A 26193-nucleotide genomic window follows, 5' to 3' on the forward strand; every position below is an offset into this window, starting at 1 on the left:
CTTCCAGCGGCGGCTGCGCGCCGCCGCCGGGGGTGAGGACGGTCAGCGATACCTGACCGTCCCTCACCATAATATCGCGGACGGCAATCCCGTCCGCGGCAAAAGCGGCCGTCACCGAATTGACAGCCTCTATCACGAGTTCACGTGTAAGCATGTTCCACTCTCCACCTTCCGCATAAATCCATTCCATTATAGCATAATGAAATCGGATTTCTCTCCTCTCCTACGGCCTTGCCGCCGGAGATGGGAGCGGCGAAGACGGGCTGGAGGAGCTGCCGGAAGGACGTTCGCCGCTGCTGTAGCGGAGAATGCCCTGATAGACCGCCGCCGCCACCTGCTTCTGATACCCGGCGTCGCCAAGCCTGGCGGCCTCGCCCGGATGCGAAAGGAAGCCGACCTCGACAAGAGCGCTCGGCACCGTATCGACGGCTTGGAGCAGATACACTGTATTGGGAGCCTTGGCGGCCACGCGCTCCGTATTCTGCAGGTTGACGCGGATCTCATCCTGGATGAGAGCTGCAAGCGCGGCATTGCCTTCATGGTTCGGGTAGTAGAACGTCTGGGCTCCCGACCATTTGGGCGAAGGGATGCTGTTCATGTGGATGCTGATCATAAGATCCGCTTGATGCTCCTGCACGAATTTGGCCCGCTTCGCCAAATCCTCGCTCTTCCGTTTGCGGTAGGCTTTCGTATCCGGTGAAGCCAGATCCGTATCTCCCTCCCTCGTCACGTATACAAGGGCGCCCGATTGCTGCAGATAATCCCGCAGCTGGAGCACGATCGCCAGGTTGAGATCCTTCTCGACCAAGCCGCTTTTGCTTACCGCGCCTCCATCCGGCCCGCCGTGTCCCGCATCGAGCACGATCGTCCTGCCGCTCAGCGGCATGGACCAGTCGCTCCATGTGCGGGCCGCCGGCATCTGCTCCGTCAGCATCCAGGCGAGAAGCGCCAGCATGCCTGCGATGATGCCCAGCCGGGTCCAGCCCCGCGGATTCATCCAGACGACGACGCGTCTGCGGCTGCGGTACAGGCCATGCCTATTGTCTTCGGCCACTTTTTTTGTCAAAAAAACACCCCATCCCGCATACATGATCGGCAGCCGCGGGGCTCATGTGGCAAGCCATCCGCGCTCTAATCATTTATATGGGACAGGGCGTTCATTCATTCCGGTTTGTCCGGCTTAGGCATTCGCAGGCTGCTCCTGCATGCCTTCAATGAGAATCTGGGCCACTTCCGGACGGGAGAACTCCGGAGGCGGGCAGATGCCGCCGCGCAGCATCTCGCGAACCTTCGTGCCCGAGAGCGCGACATGCTCCGACTTGTCATGCGGACAAGTCTTGCTCGTAGCCATGTTGCCGCATTTCTTGCAGAAGAAGCTGTGCTCGAAATACAGCGGGGTGATGTCCAGATCTTCCGCCGGGAACGTCTTCAGCAGATCCTGGGCCTCATAGGTGCCGTAGTAATCGCCGACTCCGGCATGGTCGCGCCCGACGATGAAATGCGTGCAGCCGTAATTCTTCCGCACGAGCGCGTGGAAAATCGCTTCGCGCGGGCCCGCATAACGCATAGCCGCCGGGAACACCCCGAGAAACGTCCGGCTTTCCGGGTAGTAATTGTCCAGCAGGGCCAAATAGCTCTTCATCCGAACATTGGCCGGCACATCATCTGATTTCGTCTCTCCGACAAGCGGATTGAGGAAAAGCCCGTCTACAATTTCCATCGCGCATTTCTGGATGAACTCATGGGCGCGGTGGACCGGATTGCGCGTCTGGAAGCCAACGACCGTCTTCCAGCCCTTATCGGCGAAAATCTGGCGCGTCTGCGCCGGATCGAAATAAAACTCGCCGAACTTTTCCGGCTGCGGCCGGTTCAGAACGGTAATCGGACCGCCGACGTACGTATTCGGACGGGAGAAGAGCTTTTTCACGCCGGGATGCTCGAGATCATCCGTCTTGAACACCTGCACGGCTTCATGCTTCTGATCGACCGCATAGACGCTCTCCACGTCCAGCAGCGCATAGACGACTCCGTCCTCGCCCTTGAGGGCGACGCGCTGTCCCGCGGACAGTTCGGAAGCTGTCGCTTCATCTACAGCCAGCGTAATCGGAATGCTCCATACGATTCCGCTGGACAGACGCATCCGGTCCACGACCGAGCGGTAATCCTCTTCGCCGAGGAATCCCGTCAAGGGCGAGAACGCTCCGACGCCGATGAGGTCCAGATCCGAGATCGTCCAATTATCTACCGTCAAAGCCGTGAGGCTGCCGGCTTCCTGCAGCAGGCGCTCGCGCTCGGCCCCCTCTGCAATTCGGTTTACCAGTTCGCCGCCATGAGGCTTGATGCTTGCCATGTCCTTGTCCTCCCCGCGGCTCATTTATGCAGTCCGCATTCGGTTTTGTCGTTGCCCGACCAGCGTCCCGCGCGAGGGTCCTCGCCCGGAGCGACCTGGCGCGTGCACTGCTCGCAGCCGATGCTCGGGAAGTTGCGGTCATGCAGAGGGTTGTAGATGATGTCGTTCTCCCGGATATAGTTCCAGACGTCCTCGGAAGTCCAATCCGCGATCGGGTTGAATTTGACAAGCCCGAATTTCGTATCGTATTCGATCTTCTCGGCGTTCGCGCGCGTCGGCGCCTGATCGCGGCGGATGCCGGTAATCCATGCCTCGTATTGGGACAGGATGCGGGTGAGCGGTTCGACCTTGCGGATGTTGCAGCAAGCATTGGGATCGCTCTTCCACAGCTCCTCGCCATGCTGGGCCGCTTGCTCCTCCGGCGTGAGCACCGGCTTCACCTGAACGAACTTGATGCCGTATTTGGCTTCCATCCGGTCGCGCGTCTCATACGTCTCCGCGAAGTGAAAGTCGGTATCCAGATAGAAAATGTCCGAACGCGGGCTTATTTTCTGCAGCATGTCGACGAGAACGACGTCCTCGGCTCCAAAGCTGCAGGCAAACGTAATATTCGGGAAGGTTTCGACTGCGTATTTGAGGATTTCCTCCGGCGATGCCGTTTCCAGCTTAACCGCCTGCTCGGTAATCAGGGCTTCTTTTTCCAAAAGGTTCAAGGTGGTTCCCCTCCTAATCATTAATACCAAGTAAAAAACTATGCTTTACTATGATTATAAGGGGAACATTGCCGTTGAGCAATTGTTTAATTCATCAAAAAAGCCCGAAATTCCTTGCTGTATAAGGGTTTCTTATCCATTGGATAAGGCTATCTTATGCGGTGCACTCCATCCTTGTCCGCATTGCGGGCAAGCTCCGTCAAGTATTCGAAGAAAGCATCGCGGTTCACGTCGTCCACGACGGTAACCTTTCTTCCGCCTTCCTTTTCCACCGTGCGTCCTTGAGACGGACCGGATGGGATGACGTCGCAAGTCGCCTCTCTCGAGGATACGAGCTCAGGCTTGCCGATGATCGCGGTCGTCAGGACATCCCACAAATAATAAGTGGAGTTGGTCGCGAAGTGAACGAGCGGAGGAACGGTAGCATAACATTGCCCCAGGAAGTCGATTCCCTCATGACGGCGGTTCTGCGCCCACTCCTTGCGGGTTTCCACCATGAGCGGCACTTTGTTCGTGCTTTCCAACGCAACCATATCGATCGCGATGCCGCTGTCCCATACACGCTTGGCGGCCTCGGGATCCCAATAGCTGTTCCATTCCGCCGTGCCGTCATGCTCGGGCTCGTGCACGTTGCCTTCCGGAAGGAACGTTCCGCCCATCCAGTACAGCTTCTCGATCTTGCTTTCAATGGAGCTGTCGACGTCGAGAGCCCGGGCAAGATCCGTGAGCGGTCCCGTGAACAGCAGCGTCACCGGCTCCTTGCTTGCCTGAAGCTTGTCCACGATATCCAGATGCGCCGGCTTCGCAGCCTCTTGCGTAACGACCTCAGGGCGTTCATTCAGCAAAGGAAGGGCATCGACATAGAATGCATGCATGCGCCAATCCTTTGGAAACGGGTTTTTTCCTCGGGAATCGGAACGGGCAACTTCCAATCCCTTCAGCTCCGGAGCGCCATAACGGTCGATGATCTTGCGGCTCGCCGATACGGCCGGCTCCACGTAGCAATCCGCGTCGATTACGGATACGCCGATCAGATCGACATCTTTCATTTGAAGCAGCAAAAAGAGGGAGACGAGATCGTCGACACCTCCGTCGTGATTGAAGTAAACGGGTTTGCGGAAATTCGAATTCATGGTCATCTTCCTTTCTTATGTAAGCCTTGGAGATAGGTTGAAGCCTTTGCCTTGTGCGGAGTAGAGTTCTACCCGTTTAGCTCAAAATCTGCTCTTAACGATATAAGTCCCCTATAGCTTTCGCCGGCCGCCTACAAAAAACACCTTTTCCGCGACAGCGGAAAAGGTGCTTGTAAAACCTATTAACGTTTCGAGAACTGAGGAGCACGACGAGCTGCTTTGAGGCCGTACTTCTTACGTTCTTTCATCCGCGGGTCACGCGTCAGGAATCCAGCGCGCTTCAGGGATGGACGGAATTCCGGATCTGCTTTGAGCAGAGCGCGGGAAATGCCGTGACGGATGGCACCGGCTTGACCGGAAGTGCCGCCGCCATGCGCGATGACGATAACGTCGTATTTGCCGACTGTTTCCGTCAGGGCAAGCGGTTGTTTAACGATCAGCTTCAGCGTTTCAAGACCGAAGTAATCGTCCATTTCGCGCTTGTTGATAATGATTCGTCCTTCACCCGGCACGAGACGTACGCGTGCTACGGAGTGCTTACGACGACCAGTTCCATAGTATTGAACTTGAGCCATTGTAGGGTCCTCCTTCTAATTAACCGCGCAGCTCGTAAGCTACCGGATTTTGTGCTTGGTGCGGATGTTCCGATCCAGCGTATACTTTGAGCTTCAGCTTCATTTTGTTGCCGAGACGGTTTTTAGGAAGCATGCCGTGTACGGCGTACTCAACGAGGCTCTCAGGCTTCTTGATCAGCTGGTCCTTGGCAGGAGTCACTTTCAAACCGCCTGGGTGCATGGAGTGACGGTAGTAGTTCTTGTCATTCCATTTGTTGCCTGTCAGAACGATTTTCTCCGCGTTGATGACAACGACGAAATCGCCGGTGTCGATATGTGGAGTGAATTGCGGCTTGTGCTTGCCGCGGATCAGGCTTGCAACTTCGCTGGCCAGACGGCCAAGCGTTTGGCCTTCAGCGTCAACGATGTGCCAGTTGCGTTGAACTTCGGTAGGCTTAGCCATATAAGTGGAGCGCATGAGGGGATCCTCCTTCAATGTTTACGATCATTTATCATGAAACACACGTTTCAAGGTCAATTATCATGGTAGGGTTATTGCTTGTGTTGCCTTTCGGGTTGTGACTTTCTTACGCGGGGCTGTGGGAGAGCCAATAAGAAAGCACAAGTTATATATTACAATAACGGAGCGCCCAGTGCAAGGATTTTTGGAATCGAATCACGATAATATCACGATATCGGACCGGTATATTTATCCTAGGAAACTGTTCCAAACATCTGCAGTCAGGATTGCTCGCCATAATCCACTTCAACCAGCGTCAATCCATAAGGAACGGCCGTCGGGCCGGCTGCTTGACGATTCTTGGCCAGAATGATTCCGCCCATCGAATCCGGATCCAGCTTGCCTTTGCCGACGAGCAGCAGCGTCCCGGTTATGATCCTGACCATATTGTAAAGGAAGCCGTTCCCCGTCAAATAAAGATCCAGGTGAGGGCCCTCCTGCCGAAGCTCCGCCTCGTAAATCGTCCTCACATGCGAGATCTTGTCCGAATGGACCGTTGTGAACGAGGTGAAGTCATGTTCGCCAACGATATATTCAAGCGCTCTGCGCATGGCCCCGACGTTCAATTGTGGTGCTGGATGATGAAAATGATAATTACGGCGGAAGACGTCATTGAATTTGCCGGTATAGATCGAATAACGGTATGTCTTGCGCTTGGCTGCATATCTGGAGTGAAATTCAAGCGGTACTTCCACCGCATTCTCCACGATTCTTATATCGGAGGGCAGCCGGCTGTTGAGAGCCAGGGACCACCGTTCAACCGCTATCTGCGCCTCGGTGTAAAAGTTGAACACCTGCCCCAAGGCATGCACTCTGGCATCCGTTCTTCCTGAGGCGGTGATGTGGGTTTTAGCATCCGTAAGCACCTCGATCGCCTGCTCAATGACGTCCTGGACCGTATTTCCTCCCGGCTGGGATTGAAATCCGCTGTAGGCGGTGCCGTCGTAGGCTACCTTCATCCGTATGTTTCTCAAAGCTTTTCTCTCCTTGGCCGCCTTTGAAATTCTATCCTTGGCATGGCAAAGATTCCTCGTATTCAGACTGCCTGCTTTTACACCGCTGCGCATTCAAATGATCGTTCCGATCGCTGTTGAAGCCGTATTTCCTGATCAGATTCAACAGGGTTGAAATCCGTCTTCAAAGGCGACCGCTTAGCTGCCTAATCCCGCAAAAGCATGCGGGTCCCCCTTAGGTCGGCAGCTGTCGTTTCTCCACGAATCATTCGATTGCTCCGCTGCTATGTGCAAGCATTTTTCATCGATCGAGGAACCTTTGCAGCCCGTCTGAAATTCCACACGCCCCCCAAGGGGTCAAAGGCAAGCTGCACGGCCTGCCGGAGGGCAAAAGAAAAAAGGTGGCCGCTTAGGTCCACCTTTTGCTTGCCGCCGGCAGCGGCAGCGGGTGCTATTTACGCGCGGTCAACCAGTTCGAGGAAGACCATAGGAGCCGAATCGCCGCGGCGAGGTCCCAGCTTGAGGATACGAGTGTATCCGCCAGCGCGCTCGGAGTAGCGGCTCGCAAGTTCCGAGAACAGCTTTTGGATTGCGTCCTGCTCTCCGTCGATCGTTTCGCGGCGCACGTATGCAGCCACTTGACGGCGGGCGTGGAGATCTCCGCGCTTCGCTTTCGTGATCAGTTTTTCTGCAATCGAACGCACTTCTTTCGCTTTCGCTTCGGTCGTCTGAATGCGCTCGTACAGGAACAGGTCGGTAACAAGGTCACGGAACAGTGCTTTCCGCGCGCTTGCGTCGCGTCCCAGTTTAGAGTATGCCATCGATTTCCCCTCCTTGATGCTTATTCTTCCGTGCGGAGGCCAAGACCAAGCTCTTCGAGCTTCTCCTGAACTTCTTCCAAAGACTTGCGGCCCAGGTTGCGGACCTTCATCATGTCTTCTTCCGTCTTCAAGGTCAGTTCTTGAACGGTGTTGATGCCAGCACGTTTAAGGCAGTTGTAAGAACGGACGGACAGGTCCAGTTCCTCGATCGTCATCTCGAGAACCTTTTCCTTCTTGTCCTCTTCCTTCTCAACCATAATTTCCGCGTCTTTAGCTTCATCGGTCAGTCCGACGAACAGGTCCAAATGCTCGGTCAAAATTTTAGCGCCGAGGCTTACAGCCTCTTCGGGGCGGATGCTTCCATCCGTCCATACTTCAAGCGTCAGCTTGTCGTAGTTGGTCACCTGACCGACACGTGTATTCTCAACGCTATAGTTCACACGAGTAATTGGCGTGTAAATCGAATCAACGGGGATGACGCCAATCGGCTGGTCTTCACGCTTGTTGCGGTCTGCTTGCACATAACCGCGGCCGCGATTGGCGAAAATCCTCATATGGAGCCGTGCGCCGGAAGCCAAGGTTGCGATATGAAGATCAGGCTGAGAATCTCGACATCGCTGTCTGCGCGGATGTCGCCCGCCGTTACGTTCCCTTCGCCTTCTGCATCAATTTCCAGCACCTTCTCTTCGTCGGAGTGGATTTTGAGCGACAGGCCTTTCAGGTTCAGGATCATTTCGGTAACGTCCTCCATGACCCCCGGAACCGTGGAAAACTCGTGAAGAACTCCGTCAATCTGCACGGACGTCACTGCCGCGCCGGGAAGCGACGAGAGCAGGATGCGGCGAAGCGAGTTTCCGAGTGTCGTGCCGTAACCCCGTTCCAGGGGCTCGACGACAAATCGGCCATAAGCTCCGTCGTCACTCAGCTCAACGGTTTCGATTTTCGGCTTTTCGATCTCAATCACTATAGTACCCTCCTTCAAAACGTCGCTCCGTATCAATAACGTTCAATGGCGTCAAATCATGTAGTATGCCAAACCTTCACAACCATTATTCACAAGTTGCAGCAATTTGATACCACAGACCGACGAACTATACGCGACGGCGTTTCGGCGGACGGCAGCCGTTGTGAGGAACCGGAGTTACGTCCTTGATCAGGTTCACTTCGAGGCCAGCGGCTTGAAGGGAACGGATCGCGGCTTCACGGCCGGCGCCAGGTCCTTTAACCATGACTTCAACGGCTTTCATGCCATGTTCCATAGCGGCTTTAGCAGCGGATTCCGCAGCCATTTGAGCGGCGTAAGGCGTGCTTTTACGCGAGCCTTTGAATCCGAGGTTGCCGGAGCTTGCCCAGGAGATGGCGTTGCCGTGCGGATCCGTAATCGTGACGATCGTGTTGTTGAACGTCGAGCGGATGTGCGCTACGCCGGATTCGATATTCTTCCGGTCACGGCGTTTGGTGCGAACCACTTTTTTAGGTTTAGCCATTGTTGTTTATCCCCCCTTATTTCTTCTTGTTCGCTACAGTCCGACGAGGACCTTTACGCGTACGGGCGTTGGTCTTCGTGCGTTGTCCGCGAACCGGCAGACCGCGGCGGTGGCGGATACCACGGTAGCATCCGATTTCAACAAGACGTTTGATGTTGAGGGAAATCTCGCGGCGGAGATCGCCTTCTACTTTAACAGACTTGTCGATTACTTCGCGCAGCTTGCTTACTTCGTCTTCCGTGAGGTCGCGAACGCGCGTGCTTGCGCTGACGCCAGTTTCAGCCAGGATCCTCTTAGCGGTCGTTTGACCGATGCCGAAGATGTACTGGAGAGCAATCTCAACGCGCTTGTCGCGCGGCAAATCCACACCAGCTATACGTGCCATGGGCAGTGTCCTCCTTTCTTAACCTTGTCTTTGTTTGTGTTTCGGATTTTCGCAAATGACCATAACGTTGCCTTTGCGGCGAATGACTTTGCATTTCTCGCAAATAGGCTTAACCGAAGGTCTGACCTTCATTGGTAATTACCTCCCGATTCCTTCTTCCGTCGAACCCGCGGTTCTACTTCCGATAGGTAATGCGTCCTCTGGATAAATCGTAAGGCGACAACTGGATAACCACTTTGTCTCCGGTCAGAATACGGATAAAGTGCATTCTGAGCTTGCCGGATACATGAGCGAGAATCTGGTGACCGTTCTCCAGTTCAACCCGGAACATGGCGTTAGGCAGCGGTTCAATAACCGTTCCTTCGACTTCAATGACGTCTTCCTTGGCCATCCTCATTCTCCTTTCGATCAGCGTACTTCTGTATGACGAATCTAAGCTTGGCATTGGTCACCCGGCCCGTCTCGGACATGCTGTCCGAAACTTCGCTGCTGAGAGCCGGCAGTAACTGAAGATGCTGGATGTTTTTCTTCTTCGGCGAGTCGAAGCGCCGTGCATCTCCATCGGCGATCAAGACGAACCGGTCGTCGATCAATCCGATGATGATGGCGCAGCTGCCCTCGTCCTTGCCTCGAAGCACTTTGACAAGACGGCCGATCTGAGCCAGCGGATCCAAGTTCCTCTTACTCCGAATCCGGCAGCTTCGTCAAAATCTCGCAGCCGTTCTCCGTGACCGCAACCGTGTGCTCGAAATGAGCGCACCAGGAGCCGTCAACCGTTACAACCGTCCAATTGTCCGTCAGTGTCCGGACATAACGCTCCCCGATGTTCACCATCGGCTCGATGGCCAGCACCATGCCTGGTTTCAGCCTCGGGCCCCGGTCCGGAATGCCGTAGTTCGGAATCTGCGGCTCTTCGTGAAGATCCTGGCCGATTCCGTGACCTACATATTCGCGAACGATGGAGAAGCCCTCGTCTTCCACCGCTTTCTGGATGGCGTGCGAGACCGTATACAGCCGAACATCCGGTTTGACCTGTTCAAGCCCGGCGAACAGCGAACGTTCGGTGACCTCCAGCAGTCGGGAGACTTCATCCGTAACCGTCCCTACCGGATAGGTCCAAGCCGAATCCCCATGGTAGCCCTCGTACTGAGCGCCGATATCAAGCGTGATGATATCGCCTTCGTTCAGCTTGCGGGATCCAGGGATGCCGTGCACCAGTTCTTCGTTGACAGAAGCGCAAATGCTGCCAGGAAATTGATTGTAGCCCTTAAACGACGGAATAGCGCCTTGACTGCGAATGTAGCGATCGGCGATATCATCCAGCTCGCGGGTCGTAATGCCCGCCCGCACAGAAGCAGCCATAAGACGGTGTGTCTCGGCTACTATGCGTCCCGCCTCTCTCATGAATCGCAGTTCGGCTTCAGACTTGCAGATTATCATTCGTTCGAACCCCGCAGAGCGGCAACGATCTCGGCCGTTACTTGGTCAATTTCCTTCTCTCCGTCCACTTCGCGCAGCAAGCCTTTGCCGCCGTAGTATTCCAGAAGAGGAGCCGTCTTCGAGATGTACTCGTCGAGGCGTGTACCGACCTTCTCCTCGGTGTCGTCCGAACGCTGGTAAAGCTCTCCGCCGTCCTTGTCGCAGATGCCTTCAACCTTGGGAGGGTTGAACATCACGTGATAAGTGGTGCCGCAGGTTTTGCAGATGCGGCGTCCCGTCAGCCTGGCCAGCAACAGACCGCGATCGACATGCAGGTTGACTACATGATCGATGCCGCGTCCCATTTCCGCCAGCATGGCGTCAAGCGCTGCAGCTTGCTGAAGAGTGCGCGGGAAGCCGTCCAGCAGGAAGCCTCTCTCGCAATCAGCCAGCAGCAGGCGTTCCCGCACGATCCCGTTGGTGATTTCATCCGGGACAAGAAGACCTTGATCCACGAATTCCTTCGCCTTTTGGCCAAGCGGAGTGCCCTGCTTCATCGCCAGCCGGAACGCATCGCCGGTGGAGATGTGAGGAACGTTGAACTTTTCTACGATTCTCTCGGCCTGGGTGCCTTTGCCGGCCCCCGGAGGACCCATGAAAAGAATGTTCATCCTGTCTTCCTCGCTTTAAGCACAATAGGCACGCGCGGGCTGACCACTACCTCCAGCTGGAGCCAGCAAGCCGCCCGTTCGAAGCCCAGTGTTATTTATTGATAAACCCTTTGTAGTGACGCTTGATCAATTGGGTTTCGATCTGCTTCATCGTGTCGAGAGCGACGCCGATGACGATCAGCAGCGAAGTACCGCCAAGCTGAATCGAACGATCCAAGCCGGCCAAGGATCCGAACAGTATCGGCATCAGCGAGATAACCGCCAGGAACAGAGCTCCGAAGAGGGTTATGCGGGACATGACGCGCGTAATGTAGGTCGAGGTCGGTTTGCCCGGGCGAACGCCTGGGATATAGCCGCCGTTCTTCTTCATTTGATCCGCCATCTGTACAGGGTTGATCTGCACGAAGGTGTAGAAGAAGGTGAAGCCGATAATCAGTATAACATAGATCACCATGCCGAGCGCCTTGTCGTAGCTCAGGTGGTTGATGATCCATTGAGCCCAGCTGTGGCCGGACCAGAACTGAGCGATCGTCGACGGGAACATCAGCAGCGATACCGCGAAGATGACCGGGATAACCCCTGCGCCATTGACCTTCAGCGGAATATGCGTCGATTGTCCGCCGTACATCTTGCGTCCTACAACACGCTTGGCGTATTGGACAGGAATCTTGCGGATGCCCTGTTGGACGAAGATGACGCCGACGAGCACGGCCAGAACCACAATCAGAATGGCCAGAACCTTCAGCACGCCCATGAATACTTCACCAGGCTGATCTACGAAGTAAGTCGTGTAGATCTTCCCGATGTGGCCCGGCATGGCTGCGATAATACCCGCGAAGATAATTACCGAGATGCCGTTGCCGATGCCGCGCTCCGTAATCTGCTCGCCCAACCACATGAGGAAGGCTGTACCGGCCGTCAGGATGACGGCGATCATCGCATAGGTAGCGAAGCCCGGATTTTGAACCAGTTCCATGTTAGTGAGACGATTGAAGCCTACTGCCGTGGCAAAGCCCTGAACAAGACCCAACACAATGGTACCATAGCGCGTAATCTGCGCCAGTTTCCGTTTGCCGTTCTCGCCTTCCTTGGCCCATTCTGCGAAGCGCGGAATGACATCCATGGAAAGCAGCTGCACGATGATCGATGCCGTGATGTACGGCATGATTCCGATCGCGAAGATCGAGAATTTGAAGAGCGCGCCGCCCGTGAACGTGTTCAGCAAACCGAACAGATCCGAACCTTGGTTATTGCTTGTGAAGACGCTCTTGTCGATGTTGGGCACCGGAATGAAGGAACCGATGCGGTATACAAGCAAAATGAAAAGGGTAAAGAGGATCCTCTTGCGAAGGTCTTCCACTTTCCAAATGTTTGAAACCGTCTTGAACAATTAGATCACCTCGGTTTGACCGCCGGCAGCCTGGATCTTCTCTACCGCAGATTGAGAGAACTTGCTTGCTTTAACCGTAAGTTGAACCGTTACTTCGCCATTGCCGAGAATCTTGATTCCTGCGAGAGGGTTTTTGATGATGCCCTTCTCAACGAGAACTTCAGGAGTTACTTCGGAGCCAGCTTCAAATACATTCAACTCTTCGATGTTGACAATCGCGTACTCTTTGCGGAATGGATTGTTGAAACCACGCTTAGGCAGACGACGATACAGCGGGTTTTGACCGCCCTCGAATCCAGGACGCACGCCGCCGCCGGAACGGGCATTTTGACCTTTATGGCCTTTGCCCGCCGTTTTGCCGTTGCCGCTACCGATACCGCGTCCTTTACGGAACGGGCTCTTGCGGGAACCTTCAGCTGGTTTAAGATCATGCAATTTCATCGTTCGTTGCACCTCCTTGTTGCTCTTTGAAAGTCTATGGATAGCGATTTGCTCGCTCTTATACTTCTTCTACTTTAACCAGGTGGTTAACCGTAGTCACCATGCCGCGGATAGCGGGGCTGTCGTTAAGGACAACCGTCTGGCGAATTTTGCGAAGACCGAGCGAAGCGACCGTTGCGCGCTGCTTCTCGTTGCGGCCGATCAGACTGCGGACGAGGGTTACTTGCAATTTAGCCATCGTGTTCCCCTCCTTAACCCAAGAGCTCTTCGACAGTTTTTCCGCGAAGCTTGGCAACATCTTCAGCGCGTTTCAGGCGGGAAAGGCCTTCGAGCGTTGCGTTAACCATGTTCATGGAGTTGGAAGAACCGAGGGATTTGGTCAGGATGTCGCCGACACCTGCCAGTTCCAGTACTGCACGCACAGGGCCGCCGGCGATAACGCCGGTACCTTGGGATGCTGGCTTGAGAAGAACTTCGCCAGCGCCGAAGTGGCCGAGCACCAAGTGCGGGATCGTCGTGTTCACGAGAGGAACAGAGATCAGGTTTTTCTTGGCATCCTCAATACCTTTGCGAATGGCTTCAGGTACTTCAGCTGCTTTGCCGATACCAGCGCCTACATGTCCTTTGCCGTCTCCGACAACGACCAGGGCGCTGAAGCTGAAGCGGCGTCCGCCTTTAACTACTTTTGCTACGCGGTTGATGTGGACAACCTTTTCGGTCAGTTCACCCAACGCATTTGCATCAATACGCAAGTCGATTTACCTCCTTTAGTTAGAATTGGAGACCCGCTTCACGGGCTGCATCAGCCAGTGCTTGAATCCGTCCATGGTACAGGTAGCCTCCACGGTCGAATACGACGCTCTCATGGCCTTTATCCTTCGCACGCTTAGCGATCAGTTCGCCTACGAGCTTAGCGGATTCGACGTTGCCGCCGTTGTTCACTTTCTCAGCAAGCTCTTTGTCCAGCGTAGATGCGGACGCGATCGTTACTCCAGCCACATCGTCGATCAGCTGAGCGTAGATGTGCTTGGAGGAGCGGTAAACGGAAAGCCGAGGACGCGCTACAGTGCCGTTGATTTTTTTGCGCACGCGCAGGTGGCGTTTCAGACGGGCTTTGTTTTTGTCGCCTTTGGTGATCATTGAGGGATCCTCCCTTCTTGAATAGATGAACCTCTATACCAATAAGCATAGCCTTATGCTTATTTTTTCTTACCGGCTTTGCCTTCTTTGCGGATAATGCGTTCGCCTTCGTACTTGATGCCTTTGCCTTTGTATGGCTCTGGCTCGCGTACGGAGCGGATTTTCGCAGCCGTTGCGCCGACAAGCTCTTTGTCGATGCCGCGGACCGTGATTTTGTTGTTACCGATCACTTCGAACTCGATGCCGTCAGCAGGCACGATTTCAACCGGGTGGGAGTAGCCGACGTTGAGGACGACTTTCTCGCCGGATTTGCTAGCGCGGTAACCAACGCCTACCAGCTCAAGATTCTTGGAGAATCCATCCGTTACACCGCTGACCATGTTCGCGATGATGCTGCGGGTCGTGCCGTGCAGGGAGCGGTGCAGCTTGTTGTCGGAAGGACGTTCTACGAGGATCGAGCCTTCTTCCAAGTTGACTTTGATATCTTTGTGAACCGGACGGCTAAGGGAACCTTTCGGTCCTTTTACCGTGATCACCGTTTCGTCCAGGGAAACATTCACGCCGCTAGGGACGGTAATCGGTTTGCGACCAATACGGGACATTGTTGCACCTCCTATCGTTGTGGCGATTTATTACCAGACGTAGCAGACGACTTCGCCGCCAGCTTTGCCTTGACGTGCTTCTTTGTCGGTCATAACTCCCTTGGATGTGGAGATAATCGCGATTCCGAGACCGCCGAGTACGCGCGGAACCTCGTTGGATTTCGTGTAAACGCGCAGGCCGGGCTTACTGATACGTTTCAGACCAGTAATGACACGCTCGTTGTTGGAGCCGTATTTCAGGAAAATACGGATCATCCCTTGCTTGCTGTCCTCGATATATTCAGCGTCACGAATGAAGCCCTCGCGCTTGAGAATATCAGCGATTTGCTTCTTGATTTTCGAAGCGGGCATTTCAACGGTTTCATGACGAACAAGATTCGCGTTGCGGATACGGGTAAGCATATCTGCGATCGGATCAGACATAACCATTCTTGTGTACCTCCTTCCCGACTAAAGCTGATTACCAGCTGGCTTTTTTGACGCCAGGGATCTGGCCTTTGTATGCTAATTCACGGAAACAAATCCGGCAAATTTTAAACTTTTGCAGAACCGAGTGCGGACGTCCGCAACGCTCGCAACGAGTGTAGGCGCGGACTTTGAACTTCGGAGCGCGTTGCTGCTTAACTTTCATCGAAGTTTTTGCCACTTTGGTATTACACCTCCTGATTCGCGATTACTTCGCGAACGGCATTCCCAGTTGGGTCAGCAGCTCACGAGATTCTTCGTCCGATTGAGCCGTCGTTACGATAACGACGTCCATACCGCGGACTTTATCGACTTTATCGTATTCGATCTCCGGGAAGATCAGCTGCTCTTTAAGGCCAAGGGTGTAGTTGCCGCGACCGTCGAAAGCTTTGGTCGATACGCCGCGGAAGTCGCGTACGCGAGGCAGGGCAACGTTGAACAGCTTGTCGAGGAAGTAGTACATGCGGTCACCGCGCAGTGTAACTTTAACCCCGATCGGCATATTTTCACGAAGCTTGAAGCCAGCGATGGACTTCTTCGCACGCGTGATTACCGGTTTTTGACCGGAGATGAGGCGGAGATCTTCGACAGCGACGTCAAGCACTTTGGAGTTGGCAACAGCTTCACCTACGCCCATGTTGATGACGACCTTCTCGATCTTCGGCACTTGCATCACCGTCTGGTAGCTGAACTTCTGCATCAGAGCAGGAGTGATTTCATTCAGAAAACGATCTTTCATTCTTGCTGCCATGGTAAAGGGTCCTCCTTTCCGTAAAGAGTAATTAGTCGATAACTTCGCCGGAGCGTTTAGCTACGCGGACTTTTTTGCCGTTATCAAGCACTTTGTAGCCGATGCGCGTTACTTTGCCGCTCTTCGGATCTACGTGCATCACGTTGGAAACGTGGATCGGAGCTTCCTGCTCGAGGATGCCGCCCTGCGGGTTCGCTTGGGAAGGACGCGTATGCTTCTTCACCATGTTAACGCCTTCGATCAGGACACGGTTCTCACGAGGGTAAGCTGCGATGACGCGGCCTTTTTTGCCTTTATCCTTGCCCGTGATGACGATAACGGTATCGTCTTTCTTCACGTGCAGCTTGTTGTTGTGGGATTCCAGAACTTTTTTAACCTTTGGCATGTGTTACACCTCCTGCTCCTTGACTTCAATCACGCCGCCAGGGCGTTAATTAGATAACTTCCGGTGCAAGCGATACGATCTTCATGAAGTCTTTCTCACGAAGCTCACGGGCAACTGGTCCGAAGATACGGGTACCGCGCGGGCTCTTGTCTTCCTTCACGATGACTGCTGCATTCTCGTCGAATGCGATGTAGGAACCGTCCTTACGGCGAACTGTACGCTTCGTGCGCACGATAACCGCTTTGACTACATCGCCTTTTTTGACAACGCCACCGGGTGTTGCTTGTTTGACAGAGCAGACGATCAGATCGCCGATGTGTCCTACGCGACGTCCCGTACCACCCAGAACGCGGATACACATCAGTTCCTTTGCGCCAGAGTTGTCAGCAACCGCAAGGCGTGTAAAAGGTTGAATCATTGAAATGTCCTCCTTTCAGTCATGATGGCCGAATCGTCTTAAAGTACAACGGCTTCTTCGACGACTTGAACCAGTCTCCAACGCTTGTCTTTCGACAGCGGACGAGTTTCCATGATTTTAACCGTATCACCGATTTTCGCAGTGTTGTTTTCATCATGGGCTTTGAATTTCTTCGTGTATTTGATGCGTTTATGGTACAGATCATGTTTTTTGTAGGTTTCTACAGCCACCACGATCGTTTTATCCATTTTGTCGCTGACCACTTTGCCAATCTGAACTTTGCGGTTGTTGCGTTCGCTCATGTTCTTCCTCCTTCCTCAGGCTGGGCCGTTCAGGCACAGGGCTGAATTAGCTGCTGATTCCCAGTTCTCTTTGGCGCAGTACCGTTTTGGCACGTGCGATTTCTTTCCGTACCGCACTGATGCGGGTTGGATTATCCAATTGGCCGGTAGCCAGTTGGAAGCGGAGGTTGAACAGCTCTTCTTTAAAGCCGGCAACCTTTTGGTTCAGCTCGTCAGTGGTCAGGTTGCGGAATTCATTAGCTTTCATTTGCTTCACCACCCACTTCTTCGCGTTTCACAAACTTCGTTTTAACCGGGAGCTTGTGGGCCGCAAGGCGCAATGCTTCGCGCGCGATTTCCTCGGATACGCCGGCAAGTTCAAACATCACTTTGCCCGGTTTAACGACGGAAACCCATTTCTCCACGTTACCTTTACCGCTACCCATCCGGACCTCGAGAGGCTTTTGGGTGATCGGCTTGGAAGGGAAGATCTTGATCCAAACTTTACCGCCACGTTTGATGTAACGGGTCATGGCGATACGAGCGGATTCGATCTGACGGTTCGTGACCCAACCAGGCTCAAGCGCTTGAAGGCCGAATTCACCGAAGTGAACTTCCGTGCCGCCTTTAGCGCGGCCTTTCATATGTCCGCGTTGTTCTTTGCGGTGTTTGACGCGTTTAGGTACCAACATGATTAGTTGCCTCCTTCCTGGACGGCTGCTTTCTTCTTCACAGGAAGGATTTCACCGCGGTAGATCCATACTTTTACGCCGATGCGGCCGTAAGTCGTATGTGCTTCAGCTGTGCCGTAGTCGATATCGGCGCGCAGCGTATGAAGCGGCACGGTTCCTTCGCTGTATCCTTCTTGACGAGCGATCTCGGCGCCGCCGAGGCGACCGCTGACAGAAGTTTTGATTCCTTTTGCGCCTGCGCGCATCGAGCGCTGCAGAGCTTGCTTCATCGCGCGGCGGAACGAAGTCCGGCGCTCAAGCTGTTGTGCGATGCTTTCGGCAACGAGCGTTGCGTCCAGATCGGCTTGTTTGATTTCGGAGATGTTGATGTGAACCTTTTTGCCGTTCGTCAGGCGAGTCAGCTCGTTGCGAAGGTTCTCAACTTCAGAACCGCCCTTGCCGATGACCATGCCTGGCTTCGCGGTGTTGATCGTGACGTTCACGCGATTGGACGCGCGCTCAATCTCGATGCGGGACACAGCAGCGTCTTTCAGCTTGCCTTTGAGGAATTCGCGAACTCGAACGTCTTCCATCAGAAGATCGCCGAAATCTTTACCGGCGTACCATTTGGATTCCCAATCCCGGATGACCCCGATGCGAAGACCAACCGGATTTACCTTTTGACCCACTCGTTATCCCTCCTTATTTTTCAGATACGACCAGCGTAATGTGGCTGGTGCGCTTGTTGATGCGGCTTGCGCGGCCCATAGCGCGCGGCATAAACCGTTTCATAGTCGGCCCTTGGTTAACGAATACCTGGGATACGACCAGTTTGTTCACGTCGAGCTGGTAGTTATGCTCGGCGTTCGCAATTGCAGAGTTCAGAAGTTTTTCCACGATCGGGGATGCGGAGCGCGGAGTGTGGCGCAGGATTGCGATCGCCTCGCCAACTTGCTTGCCGCGGATCAGGTCAACAACGAGCTGAGCTTTGCGCGGTGCAATGCGCACTTGGTTAGCATGTGCTTTAGCTTCTGCCATGACAGGTACCTCCTCTCAAACAGCGATGGTATGGAAAGGGCAACGCAACTTAACGTCTGCCCGTTTTTTTGTCGTCGTCGTGACCTTTGTAGGTACGAGTCGGCGCGAATTCACCGAACTTGTGTCCAACCATGTCTTCCGTCACGTATACCGGCACGTGCTTGCGGCCGTCATAAACAGCCAGCGTGTGTCCGATGAATTGCGGGAAGATGGTGGAACGGCGGGACCAGGTTTTGATCACCGTTTTCTTGTTCGCTGCATTCAGTTCTTCAACTTTCTTCAGCAGGTACCCGTCGATGAAAGGACCTTTTTTCAAACTACGACCCATGGATCTGCTCCTCCCTTCCTCGAAGCGTTAGCGTGACGTACTTACGTCACGCACAATCGCTCAAGCGGTTATTATTTCGTACGGCGACGAATAATATATTGGCTCGATGCTTTCTTCTTCTTGCGCGTTTTGGCACCAAGGGTTGGTTTGCCCCATGGAGACATAGGCGATTTGCGTCCGATTGGAGCGCGGCCTTCACCACCACCGTGAGGGTGATCGTTAGGGTTCATGACAACGCCGCGAACTTCAGGACGCTTGCCCAGCCAACGGGAACGGCCGGCTTTACCGATTTTCACGAGCTCGTGATCCTCGTTGCCCACAGAACCGATCGTTGCACGGCAAGTTTTCAGGATGCGGCGCACTTCACCGGAGCTAAGACGGATAACCACGTAGGATTCCTCTTTGCCGAGAAGTTGAGCTTCCGTGCCGGCTGCGCGAACAAGTTGTCCACCTTTGCCAGGCTTCAGCTCGATGTTGTGGATAAGCGTACCGACTGGAATGTTTTCCAGTGGAAGCGCGTTGCCCACTTTGATGTCTGCGGATGGACCGGAAACGATCGCATCGCCGACTTTAAGGCCTTTAGGCGCGATGATGTAGCGCTTCTCGCCATCGACGTAGTTGATCAGAGCGATGTTCGAAGTACGGTTCGGATCGTATTCGATCGTCGCTACGCGGCCTTCGATGCCGTCTTTGGTCCGCTTGAAGTCGATGACGCGGTATTTGCGCTTGTGTCCGCCGCCGTGGTGACGAACCGTGATTTTACCCTGGTTGTTCCGGCCGGCTTTTTTGAAAAGCGGCGCCAGGAGCGATTTCTCCGGCACGTTTGTTGTGATCTCTTCGAATGTCGAGACCGACATGTGGCGGCGAGCCGGGGAAGTCGGTTTGTACTTCTTGATAGGCACTTTGTTTCCCTCCTTATCTTGTCAGGTTAGACCGACTCGAAGAATTCCAGCTCTTTGCTGTCTTCGCTCAGTTGAACGAAGGCTTTCTTCCATTCGGACGTGTATCCGGAATGACGGCCGTAGCGCTTAGGCTTGGCTGGCACGCGAAGCGTGTTCACGTTCGTCACCTTAACGCTGAAGATCTGCTCGATGGCAGCTTTGATTTCCGTTTTGTTGGCACGGATGTCAACTTCGAACACATAGCGTTTTGCGCCCATGAGCTCAGTTGTCTGTTCCGTGATAACCGGGCGCTTGATAATATCGCGTGGATCTTTCATTACGCAAGCACCTCCTGTACTTTCTCGACCGCATCCTTGGTGATGATGAGTTGGTCATGCGACAGCACATCCAGAACATTGATGCCCGAGGCTGCGACGAACTTCACACCAGGAATGTTGCGGGCGGACAGAGCCACGTTGTTCTCGAATTCAGCCGTAACGACGAGTGCTTTGCGGCCTACTTTGAGGTTGTTCAGAACGGCTTGGAATTCCTTCGTCTTCGGAGCTGCGAAGCTCAGTTGATCGAGAACGATCAGCTCGCTAGCGATGACTTTGGAAGACAGTGCCGAACGAATAGCCAGACGACGAACTTTGCGTGGCAGCTTGAAGCTGTAGCTGCGCGGAGTCGGTCCGAATACCGTACCGCCGCCAACCCATTGCGGGGAGCGGATGGAGCCTTGACGCGCGCGTCCGGTTCCTTTTTGCTTCCAAGGTTTGCGGCCACCGCCGCGAACTTCGGAGCGTCCTTTGGTTTTGTGCGTGCCAGCGCGCTCGGCTGCTTGCTGCAGCAAAACTGCGCTATGCAGTACGTGAGTGTTAGGCTCGATGCCGAAGACATGCTCGGAGAGCTCGATGTCGCCGACTTTTGCGCCGCTCACATTTACCACATCTACTTTAGGCATAGCTTGTTCCTCCTTTCTTCAGGCGGCGAGTTATTTCTTCACCGTTTGTTTGATTTTAACGAAGCTGTTTTTAGGACCCGGAATGGAGCCTTTAACGAGCAGTACGTTGCGTTCAGCATCGACGCGTACGACTTCAAGCTTCTGAATCGTAATCGTCTCATGGCCCATATGTCCCGGAAGGCGTTTGCCTTTAGGTACGCGGTTCGCTTGGATGGAACCCATCGAACCAGGACCGCGGTGGTAACGCGAACCGTGCGCCATAGGGCCGCGGCTTTGTCCCCAGCGTTTGATAACGCCTTGGAAGCCTTTGCCTTTGGATACGCCCGTCACGTCAACGAACTCGCCTTCAGCGAACAGGTCAGCTTTGATTTCTTGGCCAACTTCGTATTCGCCCAGGCTGATGCCACGAATCTCACGAACGTAGCGCTTAGGAGCCGTATTGGCTTTTTTGGCATGGCCGACTTGCGGCTTGTTGGCGTTATTCTCTTTTTTGTCAGAGAAACCGAGCTGAACAGCTTCGTAGCCATCATTTTCTTGGTCTTTCTTTTGCAGGACGACGCATGGGCCGGCTTCGATAACCGTGACTGGCACGACATTACCCTCAGCTGTGAACACTTGCGTCATTCCGAGCTTTTTACCTAAGATACCCTTCATGTTGACACCTCATTTCGTTCTCACATTAGCTTACGCTTGTGGATAACTTACAGTTTGATTTCGATATCTACACCGGACGGCAGGTCCAGGCGCATCAGAGCATCGACCGTTTGCGGAGTCGGGTTCACAATATCGATCAGACGCTTATGCGTACGCTGTTCGAATTGCTCGCGCGAATCCTTGTACTTGTGTACTGCACGGAGAATGGTGATGATTTGCTTTTCCGTCGGAAGCGGAATCGGACCGGAAACGCCTGCCCCGGAACGTTTTGCAGTTTCAACGATTTTCTCTGCAGACTGATCAAGAATGCGGTGATCGTATGCTTTCAAGCGAATACGAATCTTTTGCTTTGCCATATAAGTCCCTCCTTCTATCGCCCAATTTAGTATCGGACATACTCCGCGTGAACTCCTTACACATGCTCCATGGCAAAGGAGCCGGGTGTGTCAGCAACCTCCCGCATCATCGCAACGTCACAGACCAACAGACAATATTTTATCACGTCACACATGCTAATGCAACATGTAAATAGGCTTGCGCTCATGTTATCTTCTTTTGCTCGAAAAAGCCTCCTGCAGGCTGTTTTTATCGTTGAAGAATTAGGACGTATACGAGATTCGGATGATTGGATTCCTCCCTGGAATGGAGAGAGTCGATTGCGTTTCTTCTATATAAATGGAGAGGCGTAATCAACGGCCATCTATGGCCATAAAGGTTGTAGCAGCCAACTCACCGCCCTATTCCTTTTTACAGCCGTTTCATCTCAGAACCAGTGCGAAGGATACGAATACAAATTAAAAATGAATACAAAAAAGCCCCCGCCGAAGCGAGGGCTTGTCCGATCCGCAGCTAGTGCTGCAGGATCATTATTTTTGGATGGATGCTACGGCGCCAGCGCCTACCGTACGGCCGCCTTCGCGGATCGAGAAGCGAGTTCCTTCTTCGATAGCGATTGGAGCGATCAGTTCAACGGTAACCGTGATGTTGTCGCCAGGCATAACCATTTCCGTACCTTCAGGCAGGTTGATGATGCCCGTTACGTCCGTTGTACGGAAGTAAAACTGTGGACGGTAGCCTGTGAAGAAAGGCTTGTGACGTCCGCCCTCTTCTTTAGTCAGGACGTAGATTTGAGCCGTGAAGTTCGTGTGCGGCTTAACCGAACCCGGTTTAGCCAGAACTTGTCCACGCTCGATGTCTTTACGGTCAACACCGCGAAGCAGTGCGCCGATGTTGTCGCCCGCTTGAGCGGAGTCCATCAGCTTGCGGAACATTTCCACGCCCGTAACGACGGATTTGCGGGATTCTTCAGCCAGACCGATGATTTCAACTTCGTCGGAGACTTTGACTACGCCACGGTCGATACGGCCAGTTGCAACCGTACCACGGCCCGTGATCGTGAACACGTCCTCGACAGGCATAAGGAAAGGCTTAGCCGTGTCGCGCTCAGGAGTCGGGATGTACGTATCAACTTGCTCGAAGAGCTCGATGATTTTGTCAGCCCAAGGACCGTCTGGGTTTTGCAGAGCTTCACGAGCAGCGCCGCGGATGATTGGAGTGTCGTCGCCTGGGAACTCATACTCGTTAAGAAGATCGCGAACTTCCATCTCAACCAGCTCGAGGAGCTCTTCGTCTTCAACCATGTCGCATTTGTTCAGGAATACGACGATGTAAGGCACGCCTACTTGGCGGGAGAGCAGGATGTGCTCGCGCGTTTGCGGCATAGGGCCGTCAGCTGCGGATACAACCAGGATCGCGCCGTCCATTTGAGCTGCGCCGGTGATCATGTTTTTAACATAGTCGGCGTGGCCTGGGCAGTCAACGTGTGCATAGTGACGGTTAGGCGTTTCGTACTCAACGTGAGCCGTGGAGATCGTGATACCGCGCTCGCGCTCTTCTGGAGCTTTGTCGATTTGGTCGAAAGCCGTAGCTACGCCGCCGTATTTTTTGGAAAGAACAGTCGTGATGGCAGCCGTCAGCGTCGTTTTACCATGGTCGACGTGACCGATCGTACCGATGTTAACGTGCGGTTTATTACGTTCAAATTTAGCTTTTGCCATTGAACTTAATCCTCCTTAAGGTCAGGAAAGTTTATGTTAGGTGACAGACGAACGCCGCAAGCGGCTCTTCGCCTGTCACAGCGAACCTATATAGAGATTACTCCGATTTGCTCTTGGAAACAATCTCTTCTTGGATCGATTTCGGAACTTCTTCGTAGTGGGAGAGTTCCATGGAGAACACGCCGCGACCTTGGGTACCGGAGCGAAGTGTCGTGGAATATCCGAACATCTCGGCGAGAGGCACCTTGGCACGAACGATTTGCGCGCCAGCGCGCGAATCCATGCCTTCGATGCGTCCGCGACGGGAGTTCAGCATGCCCATGACGTCGCCCATGTACTCTTCTGGAATCGTGACTTCGACCTTCATGATCGGCTCGAGAATGACAGGTTTACACTTGTCTTTCGCAGCCTTGAGGGCCATGGAGCCCGCGATCTTGAACGCCATCTCCGAGGAGTCGACGTCATGATAGGATCCGTCGACGATCGTAGCTTTGATGTCGACCAGCGGGAAGCCTGCGATGACACCATTTTTCATGGACTCTTCGATACCCGCTTGAGTTGGGCCGATGAATTCACGAGGTACGACGCCGCCGACGACTTTGTTCTCGAAGATAAAGCCGCTGCCCGGCTCGAGTGGTTCGAATTCGATCCACACGTGGCCGAACTGGCCGCGACCGCCGGATTGGCGAACGAACTTGCCTTCGACTTTAGCCGCTTGACGGAACGTCTCACGGTAAGCAACTTGCGGTTTACCAACGTTCGTCTCTACTTTGAATTCGCGGAGCATGCGGTCAACGAGGATTTCAAGGTGAAGCTCACCCATGCCTGCGATGATCGTTTGTCCCGTTTCTTCGTCCGTATGAGCACGGAACGTCGGATCCTCTTCCGAAAGCTTCTGCAGAGCGATACCCATCTTGTCTTGGTCAGCCTTGGTCTTAGGCTCAACCGCAAGCTGGATAACCGGCTCAGGGAAGTTCATGGATTCGAGGATGACCGGATTCTTCTCGTCGCACAGCGTATCGCCAGTCGTCGTATCCTTCAGGCCTACTGCAGCGGCGATGTCGCCGGAGTATACCGAGCTGATCTCTTGACGGCTGTTCGCATGCATTTGAAGAATACGGCCGACGCGCTCGCGCTTGCCCTTCGTTGCGTTCACAACGTAAGAACCGGAGTTCAGAACGCCGGAGTAAACGCGGAAGAAGGTCAGCTTGCCGACGAAAGGATCCGTCATGATTTTGAATGCGAGAGCCGAGAACGGCGCTTCGTCGGAAGATTCGCGGGTCGTCTCCGTACCATCCTCAAGGGTACCCTTGATAGCAGGAACGTCGATTGGAGCCGGCAGATAGTCAACGACTGCATCCAGCATCATTTGAACGCCTTTGTTGCGGTACGAGGAGCCAGCGATGACCGGGAAGATCTTCACTTCGACAACGCCCTTGCGGAGCGCCGCTTTGAGTTCTGGAATGGTGATTTCTTCGCCTTCCAGATACTTCATCATGAGTTCTTCGTCCAGCTCGGCCACTTTCTCGACCAGCTCTGCGCGGAGCTCTTCGGCTTGATCAGCCAGCTCGGCAGGAATTTCGACTTGCTCAGGATCTTTTCCGAGGTCGTCTTTGTATTTGTAGGCAACACGTTCAACGAGATCGATTACGCCGACAAAATCATTCTCGGCGCCAATCGGCAGTTGAATCGCGACAGCATTGGCTTGCAGACGATCGCGCATGTCTTTGATGACATTCAGGAAGTCCGCGCCGATGATGTCCATTTTGTTGATGTAGGCAATCCGGGGAACGTTGTAGCGGTCAGCCTGGCGCCATACAGTTTCGGACTGAGGCTCAACGCCTTCCTTTGCACTGAAAACACCAACTGCCCCGTCCAATACGCGCAGGGAACGTTCAACTTCTACGGTGAAGTCAACGTGTCCCGGGGTGTCGATAATATTGATGCGGTTGCCCTTCCACTGAGCGGTCGTCGCGGCAGACGTAATCGTGATGCCGCGCTCCTGCTCTTGCTCCATCCAGTCCATCGTCGCTGCACCTTCGTGCACTTCGCCGATTTTGTGGGTACGGCCTGTGTAGAACAGGATCCGTTCGGTCGTGGTGGTTTTACCCGCATCGATATGCGCCATAATCCCGATGTTACGCGTATTTGCCAAGGAGAACTCTCTTGCCATTGGAATGTCTCCCTTCAAATTGTACTGCTAGAATCCTACCAGCGGTAGTGAGCGAATGCTTTGTTGGCTTCCGCCATTTTGTGCGTGTCTTCGCGTTTTTTAACGGAAGCGCCCGTGTTGTTGGATGCGTCGAGAATTTCAGCTGCAAGACGCTCTTCCATCGTTTTCTCCCCGCGGTTACGCGAGTAGTTCACGAGCCAACGGAGACCAAGCGCGGTACGGCGCTCAGGTTTAACTTCGATCGGCACCTGGTAGTTGGCGCCGCCTACACGGCGGGCTTTAACTTCCAGTACAGGCATGATGTTCTTCAGGGCTGCTTCGAACACTTCCATCGGATCTTTGCCGGAGCGCTCTTGAATCAGTTTGAAGGCATCATACAGCAGTGTTGCGGCAACGCCGCGCTTGCCGTCGATCATGATGCGGTTGATGAGACGTGTAACGAGCTTGCTGTTGTAGATAGGATCCGGCAGTACGTCGCGTTTTGTTACAGGACCTTTACGTGGCATGTAGCAAGTCCCCCTTTCCCTCAGTATCTAATAAGTTGAAGTTTA

General features: G+C 53.9%; 40 protein-coding genes and 1 pseudogene. All 41 read right to left on the bottom strand.

What is annotated here, in order from left to right:
* Positions 1-223: 223 nt before the first annotated feature.
* Complete coding sequence (gene cwlD / locus BN871_RS00135) at positions 224-1030, bottom strand: N-acetylmuramoyl-L-alanine amidase CwlD (RefSeq protein ID WP_048743685.1); 807 nt, start codon at positions 1028-1030, stop codon at positions 224-226.
* A 150-nt stretch (positions 1031-1180) separates the two neighbouring features.
* Positions 1181-2350 carry a sulfate adenylyltransferase gene (gene sat, locus BN871_RS00140; protein ID WP_048743566.1) on the bottom strand — a complete coding sequence of 390 codons (1170 nt, stop codon included), beginning with the start codon at positions 2348-2350 and terminating at the stop codon, positions 1181-1183.
* 20 nt (positions 2351-2370) lie between these two features.
* Positions 2371-3063, bottom strand: a complete 693-nt coding sequence (locus BN871_RS00145; RefSeq protein WP_048743569.1) for a phosphoadenylyl-sulfate reductase — start codon at positions 3061-3063, stop codon at positions 2371-2373.
* Between the two features lie 149 nt (positions 3064-3212).
* Positions 3213-4196: a nucleoside hydrolase gene (locus BN871_RS00150; protein ID WP_048743574.1), complete on the bottom strand. Its 984-nt coding sequence runs from the start codon at positions 4194-4196 to the stop codon at positions 3213-3215.
* A 182-nt stretch (positions 4197-4378) separates the two neighbouring features.
* The gene (gene rpsI, locus BN871_RS00155) at positions 4379-4771 is read right to left on the bottom strand and encodes a 30S ribosomal protein S9 (RefSeq protein ID WP_021878300.1); all 393 of its coding nucleotides are present in this window, start codon (positions 4769-4771) and stop codon (positions 4379-4381) included.
* Positions 4772-4790: 19 nt separating this feature from the next.
* Positions 4791-5228: a 50S ribosomal protein L13 gene (gene rplM, locus BN871_RS00160; RefSeq protein WP_048743578.1), complete on the bottom strand. Its 438-nt coding sequence runs from the start codon at positions 5226-5228 to the stop codon at positions 4791-4793.
* 263 nt (positions 5229-5491) lie between these two features.
* Positions 5492-6244: a tRNA pseudouridine(38-40) synthase TruA gene (gene truA / locus BN871_RS00165; protein WP_048743579.1), complete on the bottom strand. Its 753-nt coding sequence runs from the start codon at positions 6242-6244 to the stop codon at positions 5492-5494.
* Positions 6245-6678: 434 nt separating this feature from the next.
* Positions 6679-7044 carry a 50S ribosomal protein L17 gene (gene rplQ / locus BN871_RS00170; RefSeq protein WP_048743581.1) on the bottom strand — a complete coding sequence of 122 codons (366 nt, stop codon included), beginning with the start codon at positions 7042-7044 and terminating at the stop codon, positions 6679-6681.
* A 20-nt stretch (positions 7045-7064) separates the two neighbouring features.
* Positions 7065-8008 (bottom strand): annotated as a pseudogene (locus BN871_RS00175) (DNA-directed RNA polymerase subunit alpha).
* 127 nt (positions 8009-8135) lie between these two features.
* Positions 8136-8531 carry a 30S ribosomal protein S11 gene (gene rpsK, locus BN871_RS00180; RefSeq protein WP_021878306.1) on the bottom strand — a complete coding sequence of 132 codons (396 nt, stop codon included), beginning with the start codon at positions 8529-8531 and terminating at the stop codon, positions 8136-8138.
* Positions 8532-8547: 16 nt separating this feature from the next.
* On the bottom strand, positions 8548-8916 hold the full coding sequence (gene rpsM, locus BN871_RS00185) for a 30S ribosomal protein S13 (RefSeq protein WP_048743584.1): 369 nt from the start codon (positions 8914-8916) through the stop codon (positions 8548-8550).
* A gap of 18 nt (positions 8917-8934) precedes the next feature.
* Complete coding sequence (rpmJ, locus tag BN871_RS26410) at positions 8935-9048, bottom strand: 50S ribosomal protein L36 (protein WP_021296640.1); 114 nt, start codon at positions 9046-9048, stop codon at positions 8935-8937.
* 43 nt (positions 9049-9091) lie between these two features.
* Entirely contained in the window at positions 9092-9307 is a 216-nt protein-coding gene (gene infA, locus BN871_RS00190; protein WP_048743586.1) for a translation initiation factor IF-1, read from the bottom strand.
* The gene (locus tag BN871_RS00195) at positions 9285-9590 is read right to left on the bottom strand and encodes a KOW domain-containing RNA-binding protein (protein ID WP_048743588.1); all 306 of its coding nucleotides are present in this window, start codon (positions 9588-9590) and stop codon (positions 9285-9287) included. Before BN871_RS00195 ends, infA begins: the two co-directional genes overlap by 23 nt.
* Before the next feature lie 7 nt (positions 9591-9597).
* Positions 9598-10356: a type I methionyl aminopeptidase gene (gene map, locus BN871_RS00200; RefSeq protein ID WP_021878309.1), complete on the bottom strand. Its 759-nt coding sequence runs from the start codon at positions 10354-10356 to the stop codon at positions 9598-9600.
* The gene (locus tag BN871_RS00205) at positions 10353-11006 is read right to left on the bottom strand and encodes an adenylate kinase (protein ID WP_021878310.1); all 654 of its coding nucleotides are present in this window, start codon (positions 11004-11006) and stop codon (positions 10353-10355) included. The genes map and BN871_RS00205 overlap by 4 nt, the downstream gene beginning before the upstream one ends.
* Before the next feature lie 91 nt (positions 11007-11097).
* Positions 11098-12396, bottom strand: coding sequence for a preprotein translocase subunit SecY (gene secY, locus BN871_RS00210; RefSeq protein WP_021878311.1), 1299 nt, complete (start codon positions 12394-12396; stop codon positions 11098-11100).
* Positions 12397-12837 carry a 50S ribosomal protein L15 gene (gene rplO / locus BN871_RS00215; RefSeq protein WP_048743590.1) on the bottom strand — a complete coding sequence of 147 codons (441 nt, stop codon included), beginning with the start codon at positions 12835-12837 and terminating at the stop codon, positions 12397-12399. It lies immediately after the preceding gene.
* A gap of 58 nt (positions 12838-12895) precedes the next feature.
* Positions 12896-13075: a 50S ribosomal protein L30 gene (gene rpmD / locus BN871_RS00220; RefSeq protein WP_021878313.1), complete on the bottom strand. Its 180-nt coding sequence runs from the start codon at positions 13073-13075 to the stop codon at positions 12896-12898.
* A gap of 13 nt (positions 13076-13088) precedes the next feature.
* The gene (gene rpsE / locus BN871_RS00225; protein ID WP_048743592.1) at positions 13089-13589 is read right to left on the bottom strand and encodes a 30S ribosomal protein S5; all 501 of its coding nucleotides are present in this window, start codon (positions 13587-13589) and stop codon (positions 13089-13091) included.
* 19 nt (positions 13590-13608) lie between these two features.
* Positions 13609-13977 carry a 50S ribosomal protein L18 gene (rplR, locus tag BN871_RS00230; RefSeq protein WP_048743594.1) on the bottom strand — a complete coding sequence of 123 codons (369 nt, stop codon included), beginning with the start codon at positions 13975-13977 and terminating at the stop codon, positions 13609-13611.
* A 59-nt stretch (positions 13978-14036) separates the two neighbouring features.
* Entirely contained in the window at positions 14037-14579 is a 543-nt protein-coding gene (gene rplF, locus BN871_RS00235; RefSeq protein WP_048743596.1) for a 50S ribosomal protein L6, read from the bottom strand.
* A 30-nt stretch (positions 14580-14609) separates the two neighbouring features.
* Positions 14610-15008 (bottom strand): 30S ribosomal protein S8, encoded by a 399-nt coding sequence (gene rpsH / locus BN871_RS00240; RefSeq protein ID WP_021878317.1) that lies wholly within the window; start codon positions 15006-15008, stop codon positions 14610-14612.
* A 31-nt stretch (positions 15009-15039) separates the two neighbouring features.
* Positions 15040-15225 carry a type Z 30S ribosomal protein S14 gene (locus tag BN871_RS26415; RefSeq protein ID WP_010348808.1) on the bottom strand — a complete coding sequence of 62 codons (186 nt, stop codon included), beginning with the start codon at positions 15223-15225 and terminating at the stop codon, positions 15040-15042.
* Between the two features lie 27 nt (positions 15226-15252).
* Positions 15253-15795, bottom strand: coding sequence for a 50S ribosomal protein L5 (rplE, locus tag BN871_RS00245; protein WP_021878319.1), 543 nt, complete (start codon positions 15793-15795; stop codon positions 15253-15255).
* A 31-nt stretch (positions 15796-15826) separates the two neighbouring features.
* The gene (rplX, locus tag BN871_RS00250) at positions 15827-16180 is read right to left on the bottom strand and encodes a 50S ribosomal protein L24 (RefSeq protein WP_021878320.1); all 354 of its coding nucleotides are present in this window, start codon (positions 16178-16180) and stop codon (positions 15827-15829) included.
* Between the two features lie 49 nt (positions 16181-16229).
* Positions 16230-16598, bottom strand: a complete 369-nt coding sequence (rplN, locus tag BN871_RS00255) for a 50S ribosomal protein L14 (RefSeq protein WP_048743599.1) — start codon at positions 16596-16598, stop codon at positions 16230-16232.
* A 38-nt stretch (positions 16599-16636) separates the two neighbouring features.
* On the bottom strand, positions 16637-16900 hold the full coding sequence (rpsQ, locus tag BN871_RS00260; protein ID WP_021878322.1) for a 30S ribosomal protein S17: 264 nt from the start codon (positions 16898-16900) through the stop codon (positions 16637-16639).
* 46 nt (positions 16901-16946) lie between these two features.
* Positions 16947-17147, bottom strand: a complete 201-nt coding sequence (rpmC, locus tag BN871_RS00265) for a 50S ribosomal protein L29 (RefSeq protein ID WP_048743602.1) — start codon at positions 17145-17147, stop codon at positions 16947-16949.
* The gene (rplP, locus tag BN871_RS00270; RefSeq protein ID WP_048743604.1) at positions 17137-17571 is read right to left on the bottom strand and encodes a 50S ribosomal protein L16; all 435 of its coding nucleotides are present in this window, start codon (positions 17569-17571) and stop codon (positions 17137-17139) included. The genes rpmC and rplP overlap by 11 nt, the downstream gene beginning before the upstream one ends.
* A gap of 2 nt (positions 17572-17573) precedes the next feature.
* Positions 17574-18239 carry a 30S ribosomal protein S3 gene (gene rpsC / locus BN871_RS00275; RefSeq protein ID WP_021878325.1) on the bottom strand — a complete coding sequence of 222 codons (666 nt, stop codon included), beginning with the start codon at positions 18237-18239 and terminating at the stop codon, positions 17574-17576.
* Positions 18240-18252: 13 nt separating this feature from the next.
* Positions 18253-18588, bottom strand: a complete 336-nt coding sequence (gene rplV / locus BN871_RS00280) for a 50S ribosomal protein L22 (RefSeq protein WP_021878326.1) — start codon at positions 18586-18588, stop codon at positions 18253-18255.
* Positions 18589-18637: 49 nt separating this feature from the next.
* Positions 18638-18916, bottom strand: a complete 279-nt coding sequence (gene rpsS / locus BN871_RS00285) for a 30S ribosomal protein S19 (protein WP_021878327.1) — start codon at positions 18914-18916, stop codon at positions 18638-18640.
* 71 nt (positions 18917-18987) lie between these two features.
* Positions 18988-19818, bottom strand: coding sequence for a 50S ribosomal protein L2 (gene rplB, locus BN871_RS00290; protein WP_021878328.1), 831 nt, complete (start codon positions 19816-19818; stop codon positions 18988-18990).
* Between the two features lie 26 nt (positions 19819-19844).
* Entirely contained in the window at positions 19845-20135 is a 291-nt protein-coding gene (gene rplW / locus BN871_RS00295) for a 50S ribosomal protein L23 (protein ID WP_021878329.1), read from the bottom strand.
* The gene (gene rplD / locus BN871_RS00300) at positions 20135-20758 is read right to left on the bottom strand and encodes a 50S ribosomal protein L4 (RefSeq protein WP_021878330.1); all 624 of its coding nucleotides are present in this window, start codon (positions 20756-20758) and stop codon (positions 20135-20137) included. The genes rplW and rplD overlap by 1 nt, the downstream gene beginning before the upstream one ends.
* 30 nt (positions 20759-20788) lie before the next feature.
* Positions 20789-21412, bottom strand: coding sequence for a 50S ribosomal protein L3 (rplC, locus tag BN871_RS00305; protein ID WP_021878331.1), 624 nt, complete (start codon positions 21410-21412; stop codon positions 20789-20791).
* A 47-nt stretch (positions 21413-21459) separates the two neighbouring features.
* Entirely contained in the window at positions 21460-21768 is a 309-nt protein-coding gene (gene rpsJ, locus BN871_RS00310) for a 30S ribosomal protein S10 (protein ID WP_017692074.1), read from the bottom strand.
* Positions 21769-22278: 510 nt separating this feature from the next.
* On the bottom strand, positions 22279-23469 hold the full coding sequence (gene tuf, locus BN871_RS00315; protein WP_021878333.1) for an elongation factor Tu: 1191 nt from the start codon (positions 23467-23469) through the stop codon (positions 22279-22281).
* Between the two features lie 97 nt (positions 23470-23566).
* A complete protein-coding gene (gene fusA / locus BN871_RS00320; RefSeq protein WP_048743618.1) occupies positions 23567-25642 on the bottom strand; it encodes an elongation factor G in 2076 nt (691 codons plus the stop codon).
* Positions 25643-25677: 35 nt separating this feature from the next.
* The gene (gene rpsG, locus BN871_RS00325) at positions 25678-26148 is read right to left on the bottom strand and encodes a 30S ribosomal protein S7 (RefSeq protein ID WP_048743619.1); all 471 of its coding nucleotides are present in this window, start codon (positions 26146-26148) and stop codon (positions 25678-25680) included.
* Between the last annotated feature and the right edge of the window lie 45 nt (positions 26149-26193).

The organism is Paenibacillus sp. P22, assembly GCF_000469945.2.
GTDB classification, from domain to species: Bacteria; Bacillota; Bacilli; order Paenibacillales; family Paenibacillaceae; genus Paenibacillus_O; species Paenibacillus_O humicus.